Origin of the sequence: Stenotrophomonas sp. Y6, assembly GCF_022436665.1 — a bacterium.
GTDB lineage: Bacteria > Pseudomonadota > Gammaproteobacteria > Xanthomonadales > Xanthomonadaceae > Stenotrophomonas > Stenotrophomonas acidaminiphila_A.
The window spans coordinates 154920-178177 of the sequence record NZ_JAKUKB010000004.1 but is presented as its reverse complement, the minus strand read 5'-3'; the positions used below and the strand labels follow the sequence as shown (position 1 = coordinate 178177).

The window sequence follows — 23258 nt, the reverse complement described above, 5'->3', positions numbered from 1 at the left end:
ACCGACCATGAGTTATGCAAGCAACGATGAAGTCCGTGGCGTCCTGATCCAGGCCGGCGCCGAGCGCGTGCTGCTGCCCAATGCCACCGTCGCCGAGATGATGTCGCGGGTGCCGGTGCAGCCCATCGAGGGCGCCCCCGACTGGCTGGCCGGCTACATCGCCTGGCAGGGCTGGGAAGTACCGCTGCTGTCCTACGCCCGCTTCAACGGCGGCGACGAGCCGGTCTCCGGCAGCAACAAGGTGGTGGTGCTCAAGGCGCTGGGCGGCAACCCGGAAATGCCGTACTTCGCGCTGCTGACCCAGTCCTTCCCGCAGCTGATCGCGGTGCCGCGCGACGGCCTGCTCGCCGACGCCTCCGAGGAAAGCCTGCCGCAGGGCGTGCACATGCGCGTGCTGCTGGGCGAACAGAGCGCGCTGCTGCCGGACCTGGACGCGATCGAAAGCGCGGTGGTCGCCGCACTGGCGGCGGTGGCCTGAAGCCACCCCATCGATGCGCGGCCCGCCCCGCACGGGCATTGCCGGCAGGTCCGCGTGTGGGGCAAGCGCCACGATACCTACGTGGGCACGATCACCGGCAATACGCGCCAGGCTGCCATCTGCGCCATCGGTGCGGAGTCCGCACCGCACGGGCATTGTCGATCAGGTGGCGTTGCAGGCGGGGCAGGCCGCGCATCCGCGGTGCGCCATGCAGCACACCGCGTACCGCCGTGCGCTCCTACAGGTCGCCCAGCCGCGCCTGCAGTGCGGCGATGGCGGCCAGCCCCGCGGTCTCGGTGCGCAGGATGCGCGGCCCCAACTGCAGCCCCTGGAAGCCGGCGTCGGCCAACTGCTGGCGGTCGCGTGGCGACCAGCCCCCTTCCGGGCCGATGGCGATCACCACCCCGCAGGCCGGCGCCGGCGGCAGCGCCGACAGCCGGTGCGCGCCCTGTGGATCCAGGGTCAGGCGCAGGCTCTGCGCCGGCAGCGCTGCCGCCGCCGTGGCCAGCGCCTGCGGGGCCGACAGCGCCGGGATGCGGGCGCGGCCGGACTGGCCGCAGGCCGAGCCGATCACGCTGCGCCAATGCGCGATGCGCTTTTCCGCGCGCGCGGCATCCAGCTTCACTTCGGTGCGCTCGGCGTTGACCGGGACGATCGCGGTCACGCCCAGCTCGGTCGCCTTCTGCAGGATCAGGTCCATCTTCTCGCCGCGGGCGATGCCCTGCAGCAGGGTGATCGCCAGCGGCGATTCGTTGTCCAGCGCCTGCGCGGCGTCGATCCGTACCTGTACCTCGCGCTTGCCCACCGCCAGCAGCGTCGCCGTGTAGTCGCTGCCGTCGCCGTTGAACAGCACGCAGGCATCGCCCTCGCGCAGGCGCATCACCCGCACCAGGTGGTTGGCGGCGTCCTCGGGCAGGGTCACGGTCTGCCCGGCGTGCAGCGGCAGTGCCACGGGGCAGCGGGTCAGGCGCATGCGCGGCTCCGGCAGGGCGGGGTCATCGTCGTGGCGGCGGGGTCTGCTAGCATTTCGGGCTCATGGAAACGTATCTGCCAGTGCGCATTCTAGCGATCCGCCCGTCCTCCGCCCGGAGCCCCGCATGAGTCGCCGGTTGCCGCTCATCCATCGGGTGCGCGGGGAGGACATCGGCCCGTTCCACCAGGAACACTTGGACCTGGAGTTCTCCAACGGCGAACGTCGGCATTTCCAGCGGCTGGTCAGCCGCGGCCACGGCGCGGTGGTGGTGGTGCCGATGCTGGACGCGGACACCGTGCTGCTGGTGCGTGAATACGCCGCCGGCCTGCACCGCTACGAACTGGGGCTGGTGAAAGGGCGCATCGACGCCGGCGAAACCCCGCAGCAGGCGGCCGACCGCGAGCTCAAGGAAGAGGCCGGCTATGGTGCCCGCCGCATCGACGTGCTGCGTACGCTGACCCTGGCGCCGACCTACATGAGCCACCAGTCGTGGCTGGTGCTGGCGCGCGATCTCTACCCCGAGCGCCTTGCCGGCGACGAACCCGAGGAGCTGGAAGTGGTGCCCTGGAAGCTGGCCGAGCTGGACGCGCTGATGCTGCGCGAGGATTTCTCCGAGGGGCGCTCGCTGGCGGCCCTGTTCATTGCCCGCGAATGGCTGGGGAAGGCGCCATGAGCGTCCTCGATCCGTCGCTGCGCGAGGCCGTCATCGGCATCGCGCGGCAGGCCGGCGCGGCCATCATGCAGGTCTATGCCGATGGTTTCGACGTCGCCCACAAGGACGACCTGAGCCCGCTCACCAGCGCCGACCTGGCCGCGCACCACGTGATCGTGCACGGCCTGTCGCAGCTGACCCCGGACCTGCCGGTGCTGTCGGAGGAATCGGCGCAGCTGCCGTGGGAGGCGCGCCGCCAGTGGCAGGACTACTGGCTGGTCGATCCGCTGGACGGCACCCGTGAGTTCATCAAGCGCAACGGCGAATTCAGCGTCAACATCGCGCTGATCCGCGAGGGCGTGCCGGTGTTCGGCGTGGTGCAGGCACCGGTCACCGACGTCGTCTGGCACGCCCTGCGCGGCGATGGCGCGTGGCGCCGCGAGGGGGGGCGCGAGGATGCGATCCTCACCCGGCGGCCGCCGGCGCTGCCGCTGCGGGTGGCGGCCAGCCGCTCGCACCGCGATGCGCGCACCGGCGAACTGCTCGCGCGCATGGGCGAGATCGAACTGGTGGCGCAGGGCTCCTCGCTGAAGTTCTGCCGCATCGCCGAGGGCACGCTGGACGTGTACCCGCGGCTGGGGCCGACCAGCGAGTGGGACACCGCCGCCGGACAATGCGTGCTGGAAGCGGCTGGTGGCGTGCTGCTGGCCGCCGATACCGGCGAGCCGTTCCATTACAACCGCCGGCCGCGCCTGCTCAATGGCGACTTCATCGCGCTGGGCGACCCGTCGCTGCCGTGGCGCGACTGGGTGGCCGCGCCGTGAGCGCCGGCGACCTGGGCGAGCCGGGCGACGTCGCCACCCTGCTGCGGATCATGGCGCGCCTGCGCGATCCGCAGGGCGGCTGCCCGTGGGACCTGCAGCAGGATTTCTCCAGCATCGCGCCGTACACGATCGAGGAAGCCTACGAAGTCGCCGACGCGATCGACCGCAACGACCTGGCCGGGCTCCAGGACGAACTGGGCGACCTGCTGCTGCAGGTGGTGTTCCATGCGCAGATGGCCAGCGAGCAGGGCGCGTTCGCTTTCGCCGACGTGGTCGCGGCGATCAGCACCAAGCTGCTGCGCCGGCACCCGCACGTGTTCGGCGATGCCCGGGCCGACGACGCCGGCCAGGTGGTGGAGAACTGGGAGCAGATCAAGCAGCGCGAGCGCGCCGACGCCGGCGATACCGACGACTCGGCGCTGGCCGGCATCGCCCGCGGCCTGCCCGAATGGCAGCGCGCGCTGAAACTGCAGAAACGCGCGGCGCGTACCGGCTTCGACTGGCCCGACGTCGCGCCGGTGCTGGACAAGCTGCGCGAGGAGGTCGACGAGGTGCAGACCGAGTTCGAAAGCGCCGCGCATCCCGGCCGCCACGCGCGGCTGGAGGACGAGATCGGCGACCTGCTGTTCGTCTGCGCCAACCTGGCCCGCCACGCGCGGGTGGATCCGGGCAGCGCGCTGCGCCGCGCCAACCTCAAGTTCGAGCGCCGCTTCCGTGCCATGGAGGCGCTGGCCGCCGCGCGCGGGCAGGTGATGTCCGCGCTGGACCTGGAGCAGCAGGAAGCGCTGTGGCAGGCGGTCAAGCGCGGGGAACAGGACACGCCGTGATCAAGACCCTGGCGCTGTTCGCGGTGACCGCGCTGGCCGAGATCGTCGGTTGCTACCTGCCGTGGTTGTGGCTGCGCCAGCAGGGCAGCGCCTGGCTGTTGTTGCCGGCGGCGGCCAGCCTGGCGCTGTTCGCCTGGCTGCTGACCCTGCACCCCACCGCAAGCGGCCGTGTCTACGCCGCCTATGGTGGCGTCTACGTCTGTGTCGCACTGCTCTGGCTGTGGCGCGTGGATGGGATCGCGCCGACCCGGTGGGACCTGCTCGGCGCCGGGCTGTGCCTGCTCGGCATGGGCGTGATCATGACCGGTCCCCGCGCCGGCGCGGCCTAGGGCGCTATGCTGCGCGCATCGCCCGTCGAGGGATGCGTCATGGCCCGTTTCGGCAGCTTCCGCGAGTTCTATCCGTTCTACCTGAGCGAACACCGCAACCGCACCTGCCGCCGGCTGCATGTGCTGGGCAGCGCCGCCGCCCAGCTGTGCCTGCTGGCGGCGCTGTTGAGCGGGCGCTGGCCGTGGGCACTGGCCGCCCTGGGCTGTGGTTACGGCTTCGCCTGGGCCGGGCATCTGTTCTTCGAGAAAAACCGCCCGGCCACATTCAGCCACCCGCTGTATTCGTTCGTCGGCGACTGGGTGATGTTCGCCGCGGTACTGCGCGGCCGGCTGCCGTTCTAGCCGGCGCCGGCTGGCTATACTCGGGCCGGCAACCCGACGAATCGAATTCACAAGGAGCGTACTGATGGGCGGCGGTTTTTTTCTCGCGGCGGTGATACTGGTGGGCGGTGCGATCGTGCTGTTCAAGACGGTGCGCATGGTGCCGCAGGGCTACGAATGGACGGTGGAGCGCTTCGGCCGCTACACCCACACCATGTCGCCGGGCCTGCACTTCCTGATTCCGGTGGTCTATGGCGTCGGCCGCAAGGTCAACATGATGGAGCAGGTGCTGGACGTGCCCAGCCAGGAAGTCATCACCAAGGACAACGCGGTGGTGCGGGTGGACGGCGTGGTGTTCTTCCAGGTGCTGGACGCGGCCAAGGCCGCCTATGAGGTCGCCAACCTGGAGGTGGCGATGATCGCGCTGGTGCAGACCAACATCCGCACCGTGATCGGCTCGATGGACCTGGACGAATCGCTGAGCCAGCGCGAGACCATCAACGCGCAGCTGCTGAGCGTGGTCGACCATGCCACCAATCCCTGGGGCATCAAGGTCAACCGCATCGAGATCCGCGACATCCAGCCGCCGCGCGACCTGGTCGATTCGATGGCACGGCAGATGAAGGCCGAGCGCGAGAAGCGCGCGCAGATCCTGGAGGCCGAGGGCCTGCGCCAGGCCGAGATCCTGCGCGCCGACGGCGAGAAGCAGGCGGCGGTGCTGGAAGCCGAAGGCCGCAAGGAGGCCGCGTTCCGCGACGCCGAGGCGCGCGAGCGCCTGGCCGAGGCCGAAGCCAAGGCCACCGCGATGGTGTCCGAGGCCATCGCCCAGGGCGACGTGCAGGCGATCAACTACTTCGTCGCGCAGAAGTACGTGGAAGCCTTCCGCGAACTGGCCAGCTCGCCCAACCAGAAGCTGGTGCTGATGCCGATGGAGGCCAGCGGCGTGATCGGCTCCATCGCCGGTGTCGCCGAACTGGCCCGCGAGGCTTTTGCCCGGCAGGAAGAACGCAAGGCATCGCCATCGCGCGGCAACCCGCCGCCGCTGGGGCGCTGAGCCATGCGCTGGGAGGTAGTGGGCTGGGCGGCGCTGGCGGTGCTGCTGTTCGCCGCCGAGGCGATGGCGCCGGGCGCATTCATGCTGTGGATGGGCTTCGCCGCCACCGCCGTATTCCTCGCGGTGTGGGCGTTCGACGGGTTCAGCGTGCTGGCCCAGGTGGTGCTGTTCGTGGTGCTCAGCTTCGTCTCGATCCAGGTCTACCGCACCTGGTTCCGCCGCCGTGACCGGCCCAGCGACCAACCCTTGCTCAATCGCCGCGCCGCGCAGCTGATCGGCCGGGTGGTGGTGCTGGACCAGGCCATCGCCAACGGCGTCGGCCGGGCCAGGATCGACGATGCGTTCTGGGTCGTGGCCGGCCCGGACCTGCCCGCCGGCAGCCGCGTGCGGGTGGTGGCGGTGGACGGCATGACGCTGAAGGTGCAGGACGCCTGAGGCAGGGCGGCGCGGGTTCCGCGCCGCCATGGGCGCGGCCCGGGCCATCTGGGATAATGGCCGCTTTCCTCGCATGGAACGGCCATGACCCTGAAGACTCTCCTCAACGAAACCCACCGCTCGCTCGGCGCCAAGATGGTCGATTTCGGCGGTTGGGACATGCCGATCCATTACGGTTCGCAGATCGACGAGCACCACCTGGTGCGCCGCGCCGCGGGCATGTTCGACGTCAGCCACATGACCGTGGTCGACCTGAAGGGCGCGCGCACCCGCGAGTTCCTGCGCCAGCTGCTGGCCAATTCGATCGACAAGCTCAAGGTCACCGGCAAGGCGCTGTATTCGTGCATGCTCAACGCGCAGGGCGGGGTGATCGACGACCTGATCGTCTACTTCCTGGCCGACGATTTCTTCCGCATGGTGGTCAACGCCTCCACCCGCGAGAAGGACCTGGCCTGGATCCGCCAGCATGCCGCGGCGTTCGACGTGGAGGTGGTCGAGCGCGAGGACCTGGCGATCGTCGCGGTGCAGGGGCCGCAGGCGCGCGCGCTGGTCGCCGGCCTGGTCGCCGAGGGCGACCGTGCCGCGCTGGACAAGCTCGGCCGCTTCGCCGCGCTGGACGTCGCTTCCGTCGATGGCGTGCCGCTGTTCGTGGCACGCACCGGTTACACCGGCGAGGACGGTTATGAGGTGCTGCTGCCGCAGGCGGCGGTGGTCGGCTTCTGGAACGCGCTGCTGGCCGCGGGCGTCAAGCCGGCGGGCCTTGGCGCGCGCGACACGCTGCGCCTGGAAGCCGGCATGAACCTCTACGGCCAGGACATGGACGAGGGCGTCACCCCTTACGAAGCCGCGCTGGCCTGGACCGTCGCCCTCGACGAGGGCCGTGCGTTCATCGGCCGCGACGTGCTGGAAGCGCAGAAGGCCGCCGGCAACGCACGGCAGATGATCGGCCTGGTGATGGACGACAAGGGCGTGCTGCGCCACGGGCAGAAGGTGCTCACCGCCAACGGCGAAGGCGAGATCCTGTCCGGCACGTTCTCGCCGACGCTGGGCAAGGCGATCGCCTTCGCCCGGGTGCCGGCCGGCGAGCCGGGCGAGGTGCGCGTGGACATCCGCGGCAAGGAAGTGCCGGTGCGCGTGGTCAAGTTCCCGTTCGTGCGCGACGGCCAGCCGCAGCCCGGCATCAACGCCTGACAATCCCGCGGCCGCGCGGGGCACCGCCCCGCGCCGTCCGTTAAACTACGCATCCACCCCGTCCACCGTTTCTTCGGAGCAGTTCCATGAGCGAGATCCCCGGCGACCTCAAATTCCTCAAATCCCACGAATGGGCCCGCGTCGAAGGCAATGGCCGCGTCACCGTCGGCATTTCCGACCACGCGCAGGGCCTGCTGGGCGACCTGGTCTACGTCGAACTGCCCGCCGTGGGCGACACGGTGCAGGCCGGCAACGCCGCCGCCGTGGTCGAATCGGTCAAGGCCGCCTCCGACGTGTACAGCCCGGTGTCCGGTACCGTGGTCGAAGTCAACGAAGCCCTGGCCGACAAGCCGGAAACCATCAACGAGGACGCCTACGGCGAAGGCTGGCTGTTCGTCGTGGAGATGTCCGAGCCGGAGCAGGTGAACGAGCTGCTGGGGCCGGACGACTACGCCGAGCTGCTGGAAAACGACGACCACTGATCCGGTTGCTTCGCGCCCAACGGAACGGCCGCCTCGTGCGGCCGTTTCTTTTTTCATCGCCCCGCGTCGCTGGCAGCGTGTCGCTGGCCGGCATGCCGTCGATGCACGCGCACGGTCGGCGCCGCGACGGCGGCGTCCATCGCCTGGTTCGGTGATGTGCGGTTGTCGCCCGCGCGCGTCGACGCGCGATGCCCGGGAGCCCGGCGAAGCGACAACCGGTGGCGACCATCGTGATCGGCGCGGACGCCCGCGATGGCTCCGGCAGGCGCCGATTGTTTGCGCAAAACCTTCCCCGCGATGCGCGCGGGCACGCTCGCGGCGCAACCAAACCAGGTCGCGCCGCCATTTTTTTTTCACACGCCCGGAACCGCGGTCGCGGCGTCGGCGTTTGTGCGCCCGGCGTCGCGGTGCGTGCGCGCCGCGAACGAATAGTGCTTTTTTTACGGTGTTTTTCGCATGCGCCGACATGGCGTGCGCAGTGCATGCGGCGGCGTCGCCGGATGTGCGGGCGGCAATGGCGGGCGTTGCCGGCACGGTTGGTGTGAAGCTTTCCGGAAAAAGTTGCGCGCGGGTAGTTGACAGTAAAAAAAACCGTGATTAGGTTTCGCCCAGCAGACCTTTGCTGCGGAAGCGAGTGAGCCGGATCAACATTCAGATGCGAAGCACAACCTGGACGTCCGCCACGATTGCACGGATGGTGGAGCAGGAGTCGCTTCCTTCCGCGAAACACCCCCCGAACAAGACATGGCACCCGTGGCGGGAATCGTTGCGGGTGTTTCTGTATCCGTCACGATGCGGCTGACGCATCGTCGGTCCTCCGCGATACACCGCGGATTTGCTTCAACTGGGCATTTCAATTCCATAGATCACTGACGAGGAGCCATCCAATGGCCACGAAGAAAGCTGCGAAGAAGCCGGCCGCCAAGAAGGCGGTGAAGAAGGTCGCGAAGAAAGCTGCTGCCAAGAAGGCAGTGAAGAAGGTCGCAAAGAAGGCCACCGCCAAGAAGGCAGTGAAGAAGGTTGCCAAGAAGGCGACCGCCAAGAAGGCAGTGAAGAAGGTCGCCAAGAAGGCCACCGCCAAGAAGGCGGTGAAGAAGGCGGCGAAGAAGGTTGCCAAGAAGGCCACCGCCAAGAAGGCGGTGAAGAAGGTCGCCAAGAAGGCCACCGCCAAGAAGGCGGTGAAGAAGGTTGCCAAGAAGGCTACGGCCAAGAAGGCGACCGCCAAGAAGGCGGTGAAGAAGGTCGCGAAGAAGGCTGCTGCCAAGAAGCCGGCCGCCAAGAAGGTTGCTGCCAAGAAGAAGCCGGCTGCCCGCAAGAAGAAGGCGGCTCCGGTCGCGCTTCCGGCCACCCCGGCGCCGCTGATCTGATCCAGCGCTGAAGCTGTACCTGGAACTCCTTCCCCGACTGCCCAGCGGGGAGGGAGTTTTTTTATGCGCGCGCATCACCCGGGCGCGGCCGGGGTGACGCCTGGTACCGGAGACGACAGGCACCGCCGCGGACACCTGCCGGCGAACGGCCGCGCGGTCGCGCGGTAACGCGGTGCATCGCCTGCCGCCCGCGCCGCTCCATCGGCGCTGGCGGCAGGCGCAGGTGCGCCGACGCCGGGCGACGCCGGGTGCGCCCGGGGCGTGGGGCCGGGCGCGGGCACCGTGCCGGAGACGCAGCAACGAAAAAGGCGGCCGAAGCCGCCTTGTCGGTGCGTCCCCCGGGCGCCGGGTCAGCGCGGAGACGCGGTGGCCCGGTCGGAGGCGACGCCCTTCCTGCCACGCGGCGGATTGGCCGGGGTGTCGTCCGCCATCAGGTTGTCGCTGCCGAAGTCGGTGTCCACGTCCAGCCAGCGCTGCGTCGGCAGGCCGAGGGCACGGTCGAGGATGGTCGGCATCAGCCCGCTGGGCACGCTGCTCTCGCCATTCCACATCACCGCGATGCCGAGATCGCGCTCGGGCAGCAGCGCGACCAGGCCGCGGTAGCCCTGCACCGCGCCGGCGTGGAACACCACGGTATGGCCGGCGTAGTCGAACACGCGCCACCCCAGTGCATAGCCGGCCGAGTCCAGCCGCTGGCGGCGCCAGCCCGAACGCATCTCGCCCGGCGTGTTGACCAGCGGTGCATGCAGGGTCGCCAGCAGCGGTGCCGGCAGCACGTCGGGGCGATGCCCGGTGTGCGCCAGCAGCCACTGCGCCATGTCGCTGGCGCTGGCGTTGACCCCGGCGGCCGGGGCGACCCGGTAGTAAGTGGGCTTGGGCGACAGCGAAACCCAGCCGTTGCGGCTGCGCACGTGCGGGCGCGCCCAGCGCGGACTGGCCTGGATGCCGGCCAGGCCGAGGCTGGCATCGTTCATGCCCAGCGGCTTGAAGATGCGGCGCTCGACCGCCTGCTCGTAGAAGCTGCCAGAGGCCGCATAGACCACGTCGCCGATCAGGCTGAAGGCGACGTTCTGGTAGGCGTAGCATTCGCCGGGCTCGCACTTGAGCGGCGCGCTGGCGAGCTTGCGGGTCAGCGTGTAGTAGTCGGCGTTGGCCTCGATGTCGCGGTCGTACGCGTTGTACGGCAGGCCGACGCGGTGGCTGAGCACGTCGGCCACGGTCAGCCGGCCGGTGGCCTCGGGCGTGGCCAGCTGGAAGCCGGGCACGTAGTCGGTGACCTTGCTGTCCCAGCGCAGGGTGCCGTCGTTGACCAGCAGCCCGGCCATGGTGCCGGCGAAGGCCTTGGACAGCGATGCCAGGCGGAAAACGGTGTGCGCGTCCACCGGCTGCGGATTGCCGATGTCGGTGACGCCGAAGCCGCGGGTGGACAGCACGCGGCCGTTGTGCACGATCGCCATCGCGATGCCGGGCACGCGGTTGCCGTAGGTGAGTTGTTCGGCCATCGATTCGATGGCGGCGACATTGAAGCCCTCGGGCAGGGCCTGCACCTGGTCCGGGCGCAGCGCCACCCGGTAGGGCATCGGCTGCGTCGGCGACTGCATCGGCGCGTTCTCGAGGTTCACCGGCAGCGGCGGGGCCGATGCAGGCAGCGGCTGCGGCGCGGTGGGCGTCTGGGCGGTGGTCGACAGTGCGAAGGGCATCAACACACCGAGCAATCCCGATGCCACCGGACGGAAACGCCGGCGTCTGCTGTTCTCTTTCATCGTGATCGATGCCTGCTAGCTAAGGCTGTCGCCGATTCTAGCGCCGCTTTTCTGGATTGCACAAACGGGGAGAAGATGAATAGGCATCATCTTGATATTGCTCGGTTTTGCAGCCCGACCACCGCTCAGCGCGGCGCGGCGGCCTGCGGATCGAGGATCAACGCCGCCACACGCTCGGCCATCATGATCACCGGCGCGTTGGTGTTGCCGCTGACCAGCGTGGGCATCGCCGAGGCGTCGATCACGCGCAGTCCGTCCACGCCGCGCAGCCGCAGTTGCGGGTCGAGCACCGCCGCGTCGTCGCTGCCCATGCGGCAGGTGCCGACCGGGTGGTAGATGGTCTCGGCCTTGGCGCGGATGAACGCCTCCAGGCCGGCGTCGTCCAGGTCCTCGCGGGCGGGGAAGATCGGCGCGCGCCGCCAGCGGTCGAACGCGCGCTGGCGCAGCAGGTCGCGGCTCAGGCGTGCGGCCTCGATCATCATCTTCAGGTCGAAGCCGTCGTCGTCGCCCAGGTAGTTGGCATGGATCCGTGGCGCAAGCGACGGGTCCGCGCCGGCCAGCGCGATGCGGCCGCGGCTGCGCGGGTGCAGGTAGCAGGCGTGCAGGGTGTAGCCATCGCCGGGCAGGCGGTGGCGGCCATGGTCGTCGAGCATCGCCGGCACGAAATGGAACTGGATGTCGGCACGCTCGTCGGCGGCGAAGCGCGAGCGCACGAAGCCGCCGGCTTCGGCGATGTTGCTGCTGCCGGCGCCGCGGTGGCCGCGCAGGAACCAGTCGAACGCGATCTTCAGCTCGCTGGCGCGGTCGTAGCTGACACCGGGAACGGTGCGGTACAGGGTGCAGATATCCAGATGGTCCTGCAGGTTGGCACCCACCTGCGGCTGGTCGAGCCGCACCGTGATGCCGTGGGCGCGCAGGGCATCGGCCGGGCCGATGCCGGAGAGCATCAGCAGCTGCGGCGAGTTGACCGCGCCGGCGCTGAGCAGCACCTCGCGCCGTGCGTGCAGGTGCTGCCGCTGCCGGCCCTTGCGCAGCACGATGCCGTGCGCGCGGCCGGCGTCGACCTGGATGCGCTCGACCTGTGCGCCGGTGAGCACGTGCAGGTTGCGGCGCTGGCGTACCGGCGCCAGATAGGCGGCGGCCGACGAGCAGCGCGCGCCTTGCTTCTGCGTCACCTGGTACAGGCCCACGCCGACCTGGGTGGGCCCGTTGAAGTCAGCATTGTACGGATGGCCGGCCTGCACGCCGGCGTCGACGAAGGCATGGCTGAGCGGATTGACGTGGCGCAGGTCGGAAACATGCAACGGGCCGGCGTGGCCGTGCAGCGCGTCGCTACCACGGCTGTTGCATTCGGCCTGGCGGAACCACGGCAGCACGCCGGCCCAGTCCCAGCCGCTGGCACCGGCCGCGGCCCAGCGGTCGTAGTCGCCGGCGACGCCGCGCACGTAGCACATCGCGTTGATCGAGCTCGACCCACCCAGCACCTTGCCCCGCGGCCACCACAGCCGCCGTCCCTGCAGCTGCGGCTCCGGTTCGGTGTGGTAGCTCCAGTTGAGGCGGCGGTTGTCGACCAGCCGGGCCAGCCCGGCGGGCATGTGGATGAACGGGTGGCGGTCGCGCGGGCCGGCCTCGACCAGCAGTACCTGCAGCTGCGGATCGGCACTGAGCCGGTTGGCCAGCACGCAGCCGGCCGAACCGGCACCGATGATGATGTAGTCGAATTCCCGCATCGCGCTTCCCCCTGGCGTATCGCCAGCATAGCCGGGAAGAACGCCCGCACTGGCGATGTTGCAGTGCATCGGATACCGTGCGCGCTTTGTGGCGACAGGTGCAGGCCGATGCGGTCCGGTCAGGGCAGGGTACATGCGGGGGAGCGGCTGGCGGTTGCGCTGTCCTTCGCCTATTTCTTTTGCGTGCTGGCCGCGTACTACGTGATCCGTCCGCTGCGCGAGCAGCTGGCCGCCGCGGTCGGCTCGACCCAGCTGCCCTGGTTCTACGGCGCCACCTTCATCGGCACCCTGCTGCTGTCGCCGCTGTTCGCCGCGCTGGTGACGCGCTGGCCGCGGCGGGTGGTGATGCCGGTGGTGCAGGTGTTCTTCATCGCCTGCCTGCTCGGGTTCGTGCCGCTGTTCGCGTGGCCGGAGCTGCTCGGGCCGAAGACGCTGGGGGTGACGTTCTTCGTCTGGGTGAGCGTGTTCAACCTGTTCGTGGTGTCGGTGTTCTGGAGCTTCATGTCCGACATCTGGGACAGCGCGCAGGCGCGGCGGTTGTTCCCGGTCATCGCTGTGGCCGGCACGGTGGGCGCGGTCGCCGGGCCGATGCTGACCCGTTCGCTGGTGGGCGTGATCGGCGTGGCGCCGCTGCTGGTGGTCTCGGCGGCACTACTGTGCCTGGCGCTGGGGTGCGTCGTGGCCCTGGGGCGCTGGGCGCGGCGGCATGGCGCGCGCCGCCACGAACCCGGCCACGAGGCCGCGGTCGGCGGTGGCATGTTCGACGGCCTCAAGCAGGTGTTCGCCGATCCGTTCATCCGCAACATGTCGATCCTGCTGCTGCTGGCCGACGGCATCGGCACGGTGAACTATGCGCTGGTGACCGACTACTCCGGGGCCACGTTCGCCGACGCGGTGGCGCGCACCCGCTTTGCCGCCAACATCGACCTGGCCGGCAACGTGCTGACCGCCATCACCCAGCTCACCCTCACCCGCTGGCTGCTGCCGCGCAAGGGGCCGGGCATCGTCATCATGATCTGGGCGCTGGTCAGCGTCGGCGCGCTGTCGCTGGTGCTGTTCGCGCGCGACCCGCACGCGCCGCTGCTGATGGGCATGCCGGCGGTGGCGATCGCACTGATCGTCAGTCGCGGCCTGGCCTACGGCATGGCCGAGCCGGCGCGGCACAGCCTGTACACCCGGGTGCCGCGCAGCGTGCGCTACAAGGGCCAGAATGCAGTGGACACGGCGGTATGGCGGTTCGGCGACATGTCCATCGCGCTGGGCATGAACTGGTTGCGCGTGCTGGGCATGGGCACTGCCGGCTTCGCCGGCGTCAGCGCGGCCGCGGCCGTGATCGCGGCAGGCATCGGCTGGCGGCTGTCGCGTCGCCCCGAGGGCGTGCCGGCGCCGGAGGCGCCGCCCGCCCGCTGATGGCTTTGCCGGGCGCGCGCCGGTCCACGGCGCGTCCCAGGCCAGCGCCAGCGGCGCGGCATGCAGCGCCGCGTCCAGCGTGGACACCAGGCTCAGCAGCTGCGCGTACCAGCCATGCAGGTGCCGCAATGCCGACCGCTCCAGCATGCGCCATGTCCAGAACAGCGCCACAAGTCCCTGCAGCGCCGGTCCAAGCGGCATGGCGTGCGGTCCGCGGCCGAAGACCAGTGCCAGCGCGCATACCGGCGAAGACGTGGCCCCGACGCGGGTCGGGGATCTGCATGACCGTGCGCTTGGCCAGGCCGTTGCGGGTGAGCTCGCGTTTCCGGGCGAACCGCTTCCACCAGGCCAGGTCGGAGGCCGCGGAGCGCAGGCCGTGCACGCCGTCCGGGCGCACCGCCCCTTCGGTGGTGTCCGTGGCCTAGCCGTTTGCGCGGCGCGGCGACACCCACATCGCAATGCGGGCGGTGAACACCTCGGTGCCCGCCGCATCGCTGATGCCGACCCGCACCGGCAGTTCGTAACCGGCGGGGGCGCTGGCGATGGGGCGTTCCGGCACCGCTACGGCCTTGAGGGGGCCGCGCGCCTTGGCCAGGTAGCGCACCTCCATGCCCCTGGGAATCCAGCGCATGTCGGCCGGCAGCGAGGCATCGGTCATCAGGCCGGCGGTCAGCTCGGCCAGGTTGCACAGCGCGATCGCATGCACGGTGCCGATGTGGTTGCGCACTTTGCGGCGGTCGGCCAGGGTGCCTTCGCAGCGGCCGTCCGCGAGCAGGGTGATGCGCGGGGAAATGCTGGCGAAATACGGCGCCTTGAAGCACACCGCGCGGGTGAACAGCCAGCGCCCGCCTGGCCAGCGCGACAGGCGCCGGTACAGCGTCAGCAATGGGGGGCTCATCGTCGCCTCCTGGACAGGGAAACGGCGGGCAGGTGCCCGCCGTCTTCCGGTTGCGTCGGATGGCCCGGTTCAGGCCACCTGCTGCGGCTGCCGGCCGTGGTGGTCGTAATACGACGCGGCACGCAGCTCATGCGGATCGAAGTCGTCCACGGTGATGGTATCCAGGGTGATCGCGCGCAGTTCCTCCAGCAGGGTGCGCTCGTCCTGGGTGATGACCCCTTCGGCGACCGCCTCGTCCAGCTGCGCGGGGAAGGTCAACGCCTCGATGCCCTTGGTCTTGAGCGCCTTGAGGAACTTGCGCTCCACCGGCTCGGCCATCACCGCCTTGGTCAGGTAGCTGGCGATGCGGCCACCGGGGTTGTTCTCGCACGGGGTCAGGAACACGCCCTTGGCCAGCCGGTCGCGGGCTTCGTTGGGCGACATCAGGGTGGCGGCCACGCGCCGGCTCAGGCGATCGCCGGGAGCTTCGGCGCGGCGGCCGAACGGGAAGATCAGCGCCCACATCAGCCAGCCGATCGGGCGGATCGGGAAGTTGCGCAGCGCCGCCGACAGTGCCTCCTCGATACGGTGCACGCTGTCATGGAACGCCCACGCCAGCAGCGGCTGGTCGGCCGTCGGCGCGCCTTCGTCGTGGTAGCGCTTGAGCATCGCGCTGGTCATGTAGATGTGGCTGAGCACGTCGCCCAGGCGGCCGGACAGCGATTCCTTGAACTTGAGCTTGCCGCCCAGGGTCATCATCGAGATGTCGGCCATCAGCGCCAGGTTGGCGGAGTAGCGGTCCAGCTTGCGGAAGTAGCGGCGGGTGTAGGCGTCGCCCGGGGCGGCACCGAAGCGCGCGCCGGTCAGCCCGAACCAGAACGAACGCACCGCGTTGGAGATGCCGAAGCGCACATGGCCGAACAGCGCCTGGTCGAACTCGCGCAGGCCGGCCTTGCGGTCCTCGTCCTGGGCGGCCTTCATTTCCTTGAGCACCCACGGATGGCACAGGATCGCGCCCTGGCCGAAGATCAGCAGGCTGCGGGTCATGATGTTGGCGCCTTCCACGGTGATCGCGATGGGCGCGGCCTGCCAGCTGCGGCCGGCGAAATTGCGTGGGCCGAGGATGATGCCCTTGCCGCCGATGACGTCCATCATGTCGCTGATGCACTCGCGGCTCATGTTGGTGCAGTGGTACTTGGCGATGGCCGACGGCACCGACGGCACGTCGCCGCGGTCCACCGCCGCCGCCGTGGCCTGCGACAGCGCGCTGATCTTGTACGCCTTGCCGCCGATGCGGGCCAGCGCTTCCTCCACGCCCTCGAAGCGGCCGACCGACAGGCCGAACTGCTTGCGGATGCGGGCGTACGCGCCGGTGATGACCGCGCCGGCCTTGGCACCGCCCGAGGCGGTGGATGGCAGGGTGATGGAGCGGCCGACGGCCAGGCACTCGTTGAGCATGTTCCAGCCCAGGCCGCGCTTGTCCGGGCCGCCGATGATCTGGCTGAGCGGGATGAACACGTCCTTGCCGCGAATCGGGCCGTTCTGGAACGGCGAGTTCAGCGGGAAGTGGCGGCGGCCGACTTCCACGCCCGGGGTTTCGCGCGGCAGCAGCGCCAGGGTGATGCCGATGTCCTTGGTGTCGCCGAGCAGGCCGTCGGGGTCGTACATGCGGAACGCCAGGCCGATCAGCGTGGCCACCGGCGCCAGGGTGATGTAGCGCTTGTCGAAGGTCAGCTTCAGGCCGAGGACTTCCTCGCCGTTCCAGGTGCCCCTGCAGACGATGCCGAAATCGGGGATGGAGGTGGCATCCGAGCCGGCGAACGGGCCGGTCAGGCCGAAGCAGGGCACCTCGATGCCCGCCGCCAGGCGCGGCAGGTAGTAGTCCTTCTGTTCCTGGGTGCCGTAATGGTTGAGCAGTTCACCCGGGCCCAGCGAGTTGGGCACGCCGACGGTGGAACTGACCACGCTGGAGATCGACGCCAGCTTCTGGATCACCTTGTGGTGGGCCAGCGCGGAGAAGCCCAGGCCGCCGTACTGCTTGGGGATGATCATGCCGAAGAACCTGTTCTTCTTGATGAAATCCCACAGTTCCGGCGGCAGGTCGGCGTGGACATGGGTGATTTCCCAGTCGTTGACCATCCGGCACAGTTCTTCGACCGGGCCGTCCAGGAATGCCTGCTCTTCGGCGGTGAGCTGCGGCTTGGGATAGTCCAGCAGCTTCTGCCAGTCCGGATCGCCAGTGAACAGCTCGCCCTCGAAACCGACCGAGCCGGTCTCCAGCGCGATGCGCTCGGTCTTGGACAGCGGCGGCAGCACCTTGCGGAACACCCCCATGAACGGCGAGGTGATCAGCGGCTTGCGCAGGAACGGCAGCAGCACCAGCGCGCTGACCACGACCAGGATCGCCGCGGCGACGATGACCGCAGTCGGGTTGATGCCCGCGAACCAGCAGATGCCCAGCAGTACGGCGCCGATCACCGTCCAGGTGACCAGCCGCATGCGGTGATAGGCGACGAAGGCGGCTGCCAGCAGCAGCGCCAGGAAAGGAACGACAGTACTCATTGACTTGCTCCGGTAACGTGCTCGGTTCGGGCGGACGCGGCGGCGGAAGCCGGGGGCAGTGCGTCCAGGTAGTTCAACACGGCGGCGGTAAACGCGTCGTTGTCATCGCCTGCCACCATATGCGTGGCGTCGGCCAGATGCACGTGTTGCGCGTGCGGCACCAGCGCCAGGAATTCGGCCACCGTCTGCGGGGTGACCAGGTCGCTGCGGCCACCGCTGACCAGCAGCACCGGGCATTCGACGCGGCGCGCGGCTTCGGCGATGGCATCCTGGTGCTGTTCGCTGTCGCGCGCCAGTTCCTCCACCAGCCGCGGATCCCAGTGCCAGCTCCAACGGCCGCTGCCGGTGGGGCGCAGCAAGCCACGCAGGGCATCGTCGCTCTTGCGCGGGCGGTGCGGCATATAGGCGGCGATGCTGTTGGCGGCCGCTTCCAGCGAGGCGAAGCCATCCGGGTGCGCGCTCATGAAGGCGAGGATGCGCTCGACCCCGCGGGTTTCCCAGCGCGGAGTGATGTCCACCAGCACCATCGCCGCGAACAGCCCCGGCCAGCGCGCCTCGGCCATCAGCCCGAACAGCCCGCCCATCGACGCGGCGACCAGCACCGGTGGCCGCGGCAGTTCGCCGGCGACCACGATCAGGTCGTCGGTGAACTGCTCGCCGTGATATGGCAGCCCGGCCGGATTCCAATCGGAACCGCCATGGCCACGCGCATCGTAGGCCAGCGTGGCGTGGCCGGCGGCATGCAGCGCCGCGGCAGTCGTGGTCCACGCGCCGCGGGTCTGGCCGAAGCCGTGCGCGAACAGGATCGGCGGCTTGTTTCCAGGGGCTTTCGTGGCGGCCAGTCCGATGCCGTGGGCACCTTCCAGGCGGGTGTCTTGCGCGTGCATGGGGCTCACAGGGAGAAAACCGTACCTGATAGTATGGATTCGCCCGGATGCCTGTCAATACTGATGGGTATGGATCGGAACGCCCTGCGCCACATGGCTTTGGCGGTCTCGTCGCCTGGTCGCGCCGCCCGCCGGCGCGGCGCATACTGCATCCAGTCCCCTGCGTATGGTTAAATCAGCGGATGAACGAATCTTCAGCTTCCCCGGCGGAACCCCGCGGTACACGCAACAGCCGCCTCAGTGCGGACGACTGGGCCCAGGCCGCCCTGGACCTGATCGCGGAGCAGGGGGTCGGCGCGGTGGCGGTGGAGCCGCTGGCCCGCCGCCTTGGCGTCACCAAGGGCAGCTTCTACTGGCACTTCCCCTCGCGCGACGCGCTGCTGCAGGCCGCACTGGAACGCTGGGAGCTGGTCGAGCAGCAGCAGGTGTTCGGCAGCCTGGAGGAAGTACCCGACCCGCGCACCCGCTTGCGCGCGCTGTTCCAGCTGGTCGCGCACGAGGTCACGCCGCACGTGATCTACAGCGAGCTGCTCAAGGCGCTGGACAACCCGCTGGTACGTCCGGTGATCGACCGCGTTTCGCAGCGACGCCTGGACTACCTGATGGCCTCGTTCCGCCAGGCCGGCCTCAGCTCCACCGACGCCCGCCACCGCGCGCGCTTGGCCTACGCGGCCTACGTGGGCTTTCTGCAGCTGTCACTGCAGCTGCAGCAGCCGAAGCAGGCGCGCGAGGAATTCGAATCCTACGTCGAGCACGTGATCGAGACGCTGATCCCGAACGGGTGAGGGCAGGCAACGGCGGGGAATGGAGAGCCGCGCATGTCGCGGCTTTTTTCATGCGCCATTCTCCGCTCTGCGTGGCTCGGAAAAAACAACGGCCCCTTTCGGGGCCGTTGCTTCAGACGCTGATCAATCCACCGATCAGAACTTCTGGTTGTACTTCAGGTACAGGAAGCGGCCGGTATCGAAGCCGCCGTAGTACGAGAAGTTCGATGCAGCCTGGCTGTACATGATCGGACCAACGCGGTTGAACACGTTGTTCGCACCGATGGCGATGCGGGCATTCCACGGCGCCTGCCAGGAGACCTGCACGTCGTGGAACGTGGTGGCGCCCAGGCGGTTCTGCGGGAGGATCTTGTTCGCGGTCGGGCTGAAGTAGTTCGGATCACTGCAGCCGTACCCCGGGGTGCAGTCTTCCTTGGTGCTGGAGTAGTAGCGGATGCCGTAGCTGGCAGACCAGTCACCCTTGTTCCAGCCCAGGCTCAGGTTGGAACGGATGCGGAAGTACTCTTCGAAACCATTGACCTGGCTGGGCTTGGTGCCAGCGTCGTTGGTGCTCTTGATCTCGAACTTGCTGACGTAGGTCGTCGCCCACTTGGCGCTGAAACGGCCCCAGTCGGTGTCCAGCGCGTAGTTGGCGTCGAAATCGAAACCTTCGGTCAGGTAGTAACCCGCATTGCGCCTGCCGTAGGTCAGTTCGCTGACGATGTTGCTCTGTGCCGGGTCACGCTTGAACATGGCGCAGCGCGATTCGATCAGGTTGACGTAGCAGTCGTTCATGATCGCGTTCGGCGAATCGGAAACCACGGTGTCGTCGATGCGCACCTTCCACCAGTCCAGCGCCATGGTCAGGCCCTGCACGAACTTCGGGCTGTAGACCAGGCCGATGGTCTTGGAGGTGGACATTTCCGGCTGCAGGTTGATGTTGGAGCCGGAGACGAACGGGACCGGGGTCTGGTTGCCGTTCGGACCGGTGATCGGCACGAAGCCCTGCTTCAGCTGGCGGAAGTTCGCACCGACGTCCTTGAGGCAGCGCGGCGAGTTGGCGGCCTTGCCGTAAAGGACGTCGCACGGATCCTGGAAGCCGGTGGCGAAGGTCTGCGAGCCGCCGCCATACAGGTCGCCGATGGTCGGGGCACGGAAGCCTTCGGCATAGGTGGCACGGACCAGCAGGTCGTCCATCGGACGCCACTTCATGCCGAACTTGTTGTTGGTGGTGTTGCCGAAGGTATCGAACTTCGAGTACCGGGTAGCTGCGTTGAAGGTCAGTTCCTTGGCACCCGGCAGGTCGGCCAGGACCGGCACGTTCAGTTCCAGGTAGCCTTCATCGACCTTGTACGAGCCGTAGGTCGGGCCCGAGGCCAGGTTGGTCGAATCGCCGGACTGGGCGATGGCATCCGGGGTGAAGCCGCCTTCTTCCTTGCGGTGCTCGTAGCCCAGCGCGAAGCCCAGGTCGCCGGCCGGCAGGGTGATGATCGAGCCCGCCAGGTTGACGAAGTAGTCGTGCGTCTTCATCTTGCCCACCGCGTGCTCTTCCTTGAACAGGAAGTTGCGCACGGCCGGGTCGTCCAGCGAATTCGCGACGGCACCGGTGCCGAAGCCGGCAAACGGGTTCCACGGCACGCAGCCGGCGATCACGTTGCCCGGCGTACCGCAGACGATCTTGCCCGTGGTCGGATCCTTGAACGACGGACCCACGGCGGCCCTGACGGCCGGGATGTAGAAATTGCCGTTGTTGATGATGGTCGTGTCGGCTTCATTGAACATGTAGCCGGCATCCCAGTCGAAATAGCGGTCGCCGATTTCGAAGGAGCCTTCCAGCGCCGCGGTGAAGCGCCACGTGGTCTGGGTGGTATCGGTGGTGCGCGGGACTTCCCAGCCACGACGACGCCAGTCGATATTGTTGCTCTGGGTGTACGGCTTGCCGGTAGCCGGATCGATATAGCCAACCAGATCCGGCTGGTAGAGATCGGCGTTGCCGTTCGGGTTGAAGTAGCTGCCATTGCTCACGAACTCGCGGCTGCCATCCGGGTTGGTCTTCCAGATGGCGCCGGCCATCGGTGCACCCACCGCGGTGGATTGCAGCGGGTAGCCGGCAATCTGGCGGTTCGACTGGCGCTTGGTGTAAGCCAGATCGCTGGTGAAGCGGACGCTGTCGGTGATGTCGTAGCTGGTGTTGACAAACAGCGAGCGGCGCTCAAGCGGCGTCAGCAGCTGCATCTGGTCGATGGAGTTGCTGGTGTCGTTGGCATTCTGCGGGTGGAAATTGCCCGAGCCGATGGCATTGCTGCCACGATTCGGAGCCGACCAGGCCGCACTCGCGCGCTGCGGATTGCCCTTGGAGTCAAGCTTGAGGCTGCCATCGCTGTTGCGCAGGAACTGGTTGTTGAGGCGGTTGTAGTTGCCCCACTGGCCGACGGTGGTGTTGTTGCTGCCCGGAGCGCGCGGATCGGCTTCGGCGGTGTACCAGCGGTCGCGCGCCCACACCGGATCTTCCTTGTGGTACTCGGCACCCATGGTGACCGAGCCGCGTTCGCCGGAGAAGCCGACCATGAAGTCGTAGGTCTGCTTCTGGCCATCGCCCTCGCCGTACTGGCCGGTGTAGACATTGGCCTCGGCACCGTCGAAGTTCTTGCGGGTGATGATGTTGATCACGCCGGCCATCGCGTCGGAGCCGTAGATCGCGGAGGCGCCGTCCTTCAGGACTTCGATGCGCTCGACGATGACGGACGGGATGGAGGAGATGTCCTGGTAACCGGCCGGGCTGATGCCCAGGCGCTTGCCATTGACCAGCACGAGGGTGCGCTGGGCGCCCAGGTTGCGCAGGTCGATGTACTGGCCGCCGGCTTCCTGGTTGGAGGTCAGCGGCGAGGCGCGGCTGAACGTGGGGCTGCCGGCTGCGGAGATGTTCTGCAGGATGTCGGCGACGGAGCTGAAGCCCTGGTTCTCGATTTCCGCGCGGGAAATGGTCAGAACCGGCTGGGCGGTTTCGACGTCGACCTGACGGATGCGCGAACCGGTGACTTCAATGCGGTCGAGGTTGGTGGCACCGCTGGTGTCCTGGGCGAAGGCAGTGCCGGTGGTGCCGGCGCCTGCGACCAGGGCCAGCACCACTGCGTCACGCAGCTTGTTGGACTTGCAATACATGGGCTCTCTCTCCAAGTGATCTTGGTAGTTACAAGTGGTAGCGCCTGCGCGGCGGGGCGAAAGATTCGGTCCCAAAATCCGTGCGGCTGACCCGATAGTACTTCCGTCTCTTCTGAAATTAAAGCTTCGTTAATGAATTGCGTGGGTTTGGTGAAATTCGGCAAAGTGAATGTTGCAGGCGCAACAAAAACGCCTCCTTGCGGAGGCGTTTCGATGAATGCGCAGGCTGTTCGACGGGTCGAGAGCTCAGAGATCCTGCTCGTACCGCACGTAGGGAATAGCCCCTTCGTCGTTGCTCTCATTGCGTGGAGAGAACGGGTTCTTGCCGCGGGTGATGACGTTCTCGGCGCCGACGGTGAGCTGGCCGCTCCAGGGCGTGCGCCAGGTCAGGCCCAGACCGATGCCTTCCCACTTGCCGGCCCGGCCGGGGGCGTCGACGACGCGGCCGATGATGTTGGCGCTGAACGGGCCATAGCCCCCGCCGATGCTCAGGCTCTTGCTGTCCCAGCGGTCGACGAGCGCGGGCGATGCATCGCTCAGTGGTACCAGGCGTGCCTTGGCGTAGGTGCCGCCGATGGAGACGAAACCCTCGCTGCCGATGTTCTTCTGGCCGAAGACGGTCAGGTCGTTCTGTTCCACGCGCGCGGCCGGTGCCTTGGCATTGCCCGACAGCCATGCGGGCAGCGTGTCGCGGCCCGTGCCGGCGCTCAGGCCGACGCGCCCGCCGGGACGGTTGAAGGTGGTGGTCGCCGACAGGTGGCGACCGGGAACACTGTCATCGTCGTCGCCCAGGCTGGCGAGCATGCAATGGCTGGCCAGGCCGCTGATGCTGCTGCCGCGGCTGCTGTTGCACAGCAGGCCGAGCGAGTCGCCGGAGGAGAGCCCGAAGGCGGCATCGAGCGAATTGCGGCCGAAGTGCCAGCGCGCGCCGGCGACCTGCTCGCCCGTGGGCTCCAGGTACAGCAGCGCCTCGACCTTGCCGCTGCCCTTGTTCCAGACCGGCAGGACGGTGCTGTCCTGGGGGGCTCGCGGCTTGGCCTGTGCATGCGCGCCCGTTGCCACCCCAAGGGCGATCAACAAGGCCAGCGGCAGGCGCAGGAAGGTCTTCATCGACTCAATCAGACAGGACAGGGGCCGGGAAGTTCCCGGAGCGTGAGATTCTGATCGTAT

The 23258-nt window shown here is 68.4% G+C and carries 21 protein-coding genes; 13 read left to right on the top strand and 8 right to left on the bottom strand.

The genetic code is table 11. The annotated features are described in order from the left end of the window. Nucleotides 1-7 precede the first annotated feature (7 nt). On the top strand, nt 8-478 hold the full coding sequence (locus MKP15_RS06605; protein WP_104939346.1) for a chemotaxis protein CheW: 471 nt from the start codon (nt 8-10) through the stop codon (nt 476-478). A gap of 238 nt (nt 479-716) precedes the next feature. Here MKP15_RS06605 and MKP15_RS06600 read toward each other — a convergent pair whose 3' ends face one another. Next, the gene (locus MKP15_RS06600; protein WP_240212175.1) at nt 717-1451 is read right to left on the bottom strand and encodes a 16S rRNA (uracil(1498)-N(3))-methyltransferase; all 735 of its coding nucleotides are present in this window, start codon (nt 1449-1451) and stop codon (nt 717-719) included. Between the two features lie 124 nt (nt 1452-1575). Between MKP15_RS06600 and nudE the strand changes: the two genes are divergently transcribed. The 10 genes from nudE (at nt 1576) to MKP15_RS06550 (ending at nt 8933) form a co-directional block, all read left to right on the top strand. After that, complete coding sequence (gene nudE, locus MKP15_RS06595; RefSeq protein ID WP_240212174.1) at nt 1576-2124, top strand: ADP compounds hydrolase NudE; 549 nt, start codon at nt 1576-1578, stop codon at nt 2122-2124. Next, complete coding sequence (cysQ, locus tag MKP15_RS06590) at nt 2121-2927, top strand: 3'(2'),5'-bisphosphate nucleotidase CysQ (protein ID WP_240212173.1); 807 nt, start codon at nt 2121-2123, stop codon at nt 2925-2927. The genes nudE and cysQ overlap by 4 nt, the downstream gene beginning before the upstream one ends. A gap of 50 nt (nt 2928-2977) precedes the next feature. Beyond that, entirely contained in the window at nt 2978-3754 is a 777-nt protein-coding gene (gene mazG, locus MKP15_RS06585) for a nucleoside triphosphate pyrophosphohydrolase (RefSeq protein WP_240212308.1), read from the top strand. Then, complete coding sequence (locus MKP15_RS06580) at nt 3754-4083, top strand: YnfA family protein (RefSeq protein WP_240212307.1); 330 nt, start codon at nt 3754-3756, stop codon at nt 4081-4083. The genes mazG and MKP15_RS06580 overlap by 1 nt, the downstream gene beginning before the upstream one ends. 39 nt (nt 4084-4122) lie before the next feature. After that, a complete protein-coding gene (locus MKP15_RS06575; RefSeq protein WP_240212172.1) occupies nt 4123-4425 on the top strand; it encodes a DUF962 domain-containing protein in 303 nt (100 codons plus the stop codon). Nucleotides 4426-4489: 64 nt separating this feature from the next. Further along, entirely contained in the window at nt 4490-5458 is a 969-nt protein-coding gene (locus tag MKP15_RS06570) for an SPFH domain-containing protein (protein WP_104939343.1), read from the top strand. A gap of 3 nt (nt 5459-5461) precedes the next feature. Beyond that, nucleotides 5462-5893 (top strand): NfeD family protein, encoded by a 432-nt coding sequence (locus tag MKP15_RS06565; protein WP_161613523.1) that lies wholly within the window; start codon nt 5462-5464, stop codon nt 5891-5893. A gap of 84 nt (nt 5894-5977) precedes the next feature. Continuing rightward, complete coding sequence (gcvT, locus tag MKP15_RS06560; RefSeq protein WP_240212171.1) at nt 5978-7084, top strand: glycine cleavage system aminomethyltransferase GcvT; 1107 nt, start codon at nt 5978-5980, stop codon at nt 7082-7084. A gap of 86 nt (nt 7085-7170) precedes the next feature. Then, complete coding sequence (gene gcvH / locus MKP15_RS06555) at nt 7171-7566, top strand: glycine cleavage system protein GcvH (protein ID WP_104939340.1); 396 nt, start codon at nt 7171-7173, stop codon at nt 7564-7566. An 887-nt stretch (nt 7567-8453) separates the two neighbouring features. After that, nucleotides 8454-8933, top strand: a complete 480-nt coding sequence (locus MKP15_RS06550; protein ID WP_104939339.1) for a hypothetical protein — start codon at nt 8454-8456, stop codon at nt 8931-8933. A 350-nt stretch (nt 8934-9283) separates the two neighbouring features. On the opposite strand, the gene MKP15_RS06545 is transcribed toward MKP15_RS06550, so the two are convergent. Next, nucleotides 9284-10696 (bottom strand): serine hydrolase domain-containing protein, encoded by a 1413-nt coding sequence (locus tag MKP15_RS06545; protein WP_161613521.1) that lies wholly within the window; start codon nt 10694-10696, stop codon nt 9284-9286. A gap of 125 nt (nt 10697-10821) precedes the next feature. Further along, nucleotides 10822-12426 (bottom strand): choline dehydrogenase, encoded by a 1605-nt coding sequence (locus MKP15_RS06540; RefSeq protein WP_240212170.1) that lies wholly within the window; start codon nt 12424-12426, stop codon nt 10822-10824. A 108-nt stretch (nt 12427-12534) separates the two neighbouring features. Here MKP15_RS06540 and MKP15_RS06535 point away from each other — a divergent pair, with 108 nt between their 5' ends. Continuing rightward, the gene (locus tag MKP15_RS06535) at nt 12535-13836 is read left to right on the top strand and encodes an MFS transporter (protein WP_240212169.1); all 1302 of its coding nucleotides are present in this window, start codon (nt 12535-12537) and stop codon (nt 13834-13836) included. 421 nt (nt 13837-14257) lie between these two features. Here the strand turns inward: MKP15_RS06535 and MKP15_RS06530 are convergent, their stop codons facing one another. The 3 genes from MKP15_RS06530 to MKP15_RS06520 all read right to left on the bottom strand — a co-directional run bounded on the left by MKP15_RS06530 (nt 14258) and on the right by MKP15_RS06520 (nt 18162). After that, complete coding sequence (locus MKP15_RS06530; RefSeq protein ID WP_240212168.1) at nt 14258-14734, bottom strand: hotdog fold domain-containing protein; 477 nt, start codon at nt 14732-14734, stop codon at nt 14258-14260. Nucleotides 14735-14803: 69 nt separating this feature from the next. Continuing rightward, nucleotides 14804-17275, bottom strand: a complete 2472-nt coding sequence (locus MKP15_RS06525; RefSeq protein WP_240212167.1) for an acyl-CoA dehydrogenase — start codon at nt 17273-17275, stop codon at nt 14804-14806. Then, entirely contained in the window at nt 17272-18162 is an 891-nt protein-coding gene (locus MKP15_RS06520; protein WP_240212166.1) for an alpha/beta hydrolase, read from the bottom strand. The genes MKP15_RS06525 and MKP15_RS06520 overlap by 4 nt, the downstream gene beginning before the upstream one ends. A 182-nt stretch (nt 18163-18344) precedes the next feature. Here MKP15_RS06520 and MKP15_RS06515 point away from each other — a divergent pair, with 182 nt between their 5' ends. Next, nucleotides 18345-18947, top strand: coding sequence for a TetR/AcrR family transcriptional regulator (locus MKP15_RS06515; protein ID WP_104939332.1), 603 nt, complete (start codon nt 18345-18347; stop codon nt 18945-18947). 135 nt (nt 18948-19082) lie between these two features. On the opposite strand, the gene MKP15_RS06510 is transcribed toward MKP15_RS06515, so the two are convergent. Together MKP15_RS06510 and MKP15_RS06505 are read right to left on the bottom strand one after the other, a co-directional pair. Further along, complete coding sequence (locus MKP15_RS06510) at nt 19083-22088, bottom strand: TonB-dependent receptor (protein WP_240212165.1); 3006 nt, start codon at nt 22086-22088, stop codon at nt 19083-19085. 246 nt (nt 22089-22334) lie between these two features. Next, nucleotides 22335-23198, bottom strand: coding sequence for a hypothetical protein (locus MKP15_RS06505; protein WP_240212164.1), 864 nt, complete (start codon nt 23196-23198; stop codon nt 22335-22337). Between the last annotated feature and the right edge of the window lie 60 nt (nt 23199-23258).

Bases quoted from the DNA above. Each gene is read 5' to 3' on its own strand.
- MKP15_RS06565 (WP_161613523.1), top strand. From the start codon at position 5,462: ATGCGCTGGGAGGTAGTGGGCTGGGCGGCGCTGGCGGTGCTGCTGTTC.
- MKP15_RS06515 (WP_104939332.1), top strand. From the start codon at position 18,345: ATGAACGAATCTTCAGCTTCCCCGGCGGAACCCCGCGGTACACGCAAC.
- MKP15_RS06540 (WP_240212170.1), bottom strand. From the start codon at position 12,426: ATGCGGGAATTCGACTACATCATCATCGGTGCCGGTTCGGCCGGCTGC.
- MKP15_RS06535 (WP_240212169.1), top strand. From the start codon at position 12,535: ATGCGGTCCGGTCAGGGCAGGGTACATGCGGGGGAGCGGCTGGCGGTT.
- nudE (WP_240212174.1), top strand. From the start codon at position 1,576: ATGAGTCGCCGGTTGCCGCTCATCCATCGGGTGCGCGGGGAGGACATC.
- MKP15_RS06510 (WP_240212165.1), bottom strand. From the start codon at position 22,088: ATGTATTGCAAGTCCAACAAGCTGCGTGACGCAGTGGTGCTGGCCCTG.
- MKP15_RS06505 (WP_240212164.1), bottom strand. From the start codon at position 23,198: ATGAAGACCTTCCTGCGCCTGCCGCTGGCCTTGTTGATCGCCCTTGGG.
- MKP15_RS06545 (WP_161613521.1), bottom strand. From the start codon at position 10,696: ATGAAAGAGAACAGCAGACGCCGGCGTTTCCGTCCGGTGGCATCGGGA.
- gcvT (WP_240212171.1), top strand. From the start codon at position 5,978: ATGACCCTGAAGACTCTCCTCAACGAAACCCACCGCTCGCTCGGCGCC.
- MKP15_RS06570 (WP_104939343.1), top strand. From the start codon at position 4,490: ATGGGCGGCGGTTTTTTTCTCGCGGCGGTGATACTGGTGGGCGGTGCG.
- MKP15_RS06605 (WP_104939346.1), top strand. From the start codon at position 8: ATGAGTTATGCAAGCAACGATGAAGTCCGTGGCGTCCTGATCCAGGCC.
- MKP15_RS06530 (WP_240212168.1), bottom strand. From the start codon at position 14,734: ATGAGCCCCCCATTGCTGACGCTGTACCGGCGCCTGTCGCGCTGGCCA.
- MKP15_RS06525 (WP_240212167.1), bottom strand. From the start codon at position 17,275: ATGAGTACTGTCGTTCCTTTCCTGGCGCTGCTGCTGGCAGCCGCCTTC.
- cysQ (WP_240212173.1), top strand. From the start codon at position 2,121: ATGAGCGTCCTCGATCCGTCGCTGCGCGAGGCCGTCATCGGCATCGCG.
- gcvH (WP_104939340.1), top strand. From the start codon at position 7,171: ATGAGCGAGATCCCCGGCGACCTCAAATTCCTCAAATCCCACGAATGG.
- mazG (WP_240212308.1), top strand. From the start codon at position 2,978: ATGGCGCGCCTGCGCGATCCGCAGGGCGGCTGCCCGTGGGACCTGCAG.
- MKP15_RS06575 (WP_240212172.1), top strand. From the start codon at position 4,123: ATGGCCCGTTTCGGCAGCTTCCGCGAGTTCTATCCGTTCTACCTGAGC.
- MKP15_RS06600 (WP_240212175.1), bottom strand. From the start codon at position 1,451: ATGCGCCTGACCCGCTGCCCCGTGGCACTGCCGCTGCACGCCGGGCAG.
- MKP15_RS06520 (WP_240212166.1), bottom strand. From the start codon at position 18,162: ATGCACGCGCAAGACACCCGCCTGGAAGGTGCCCACGGCATCGGACTG.
- MKP15_RS06550 (WP_104939339.1), top strand. From the start codon at position 8,454: ATGGCCACGAAGAAAGCTGCGAAGAAGCCGGCCGCCAAGAAGGCGGTG.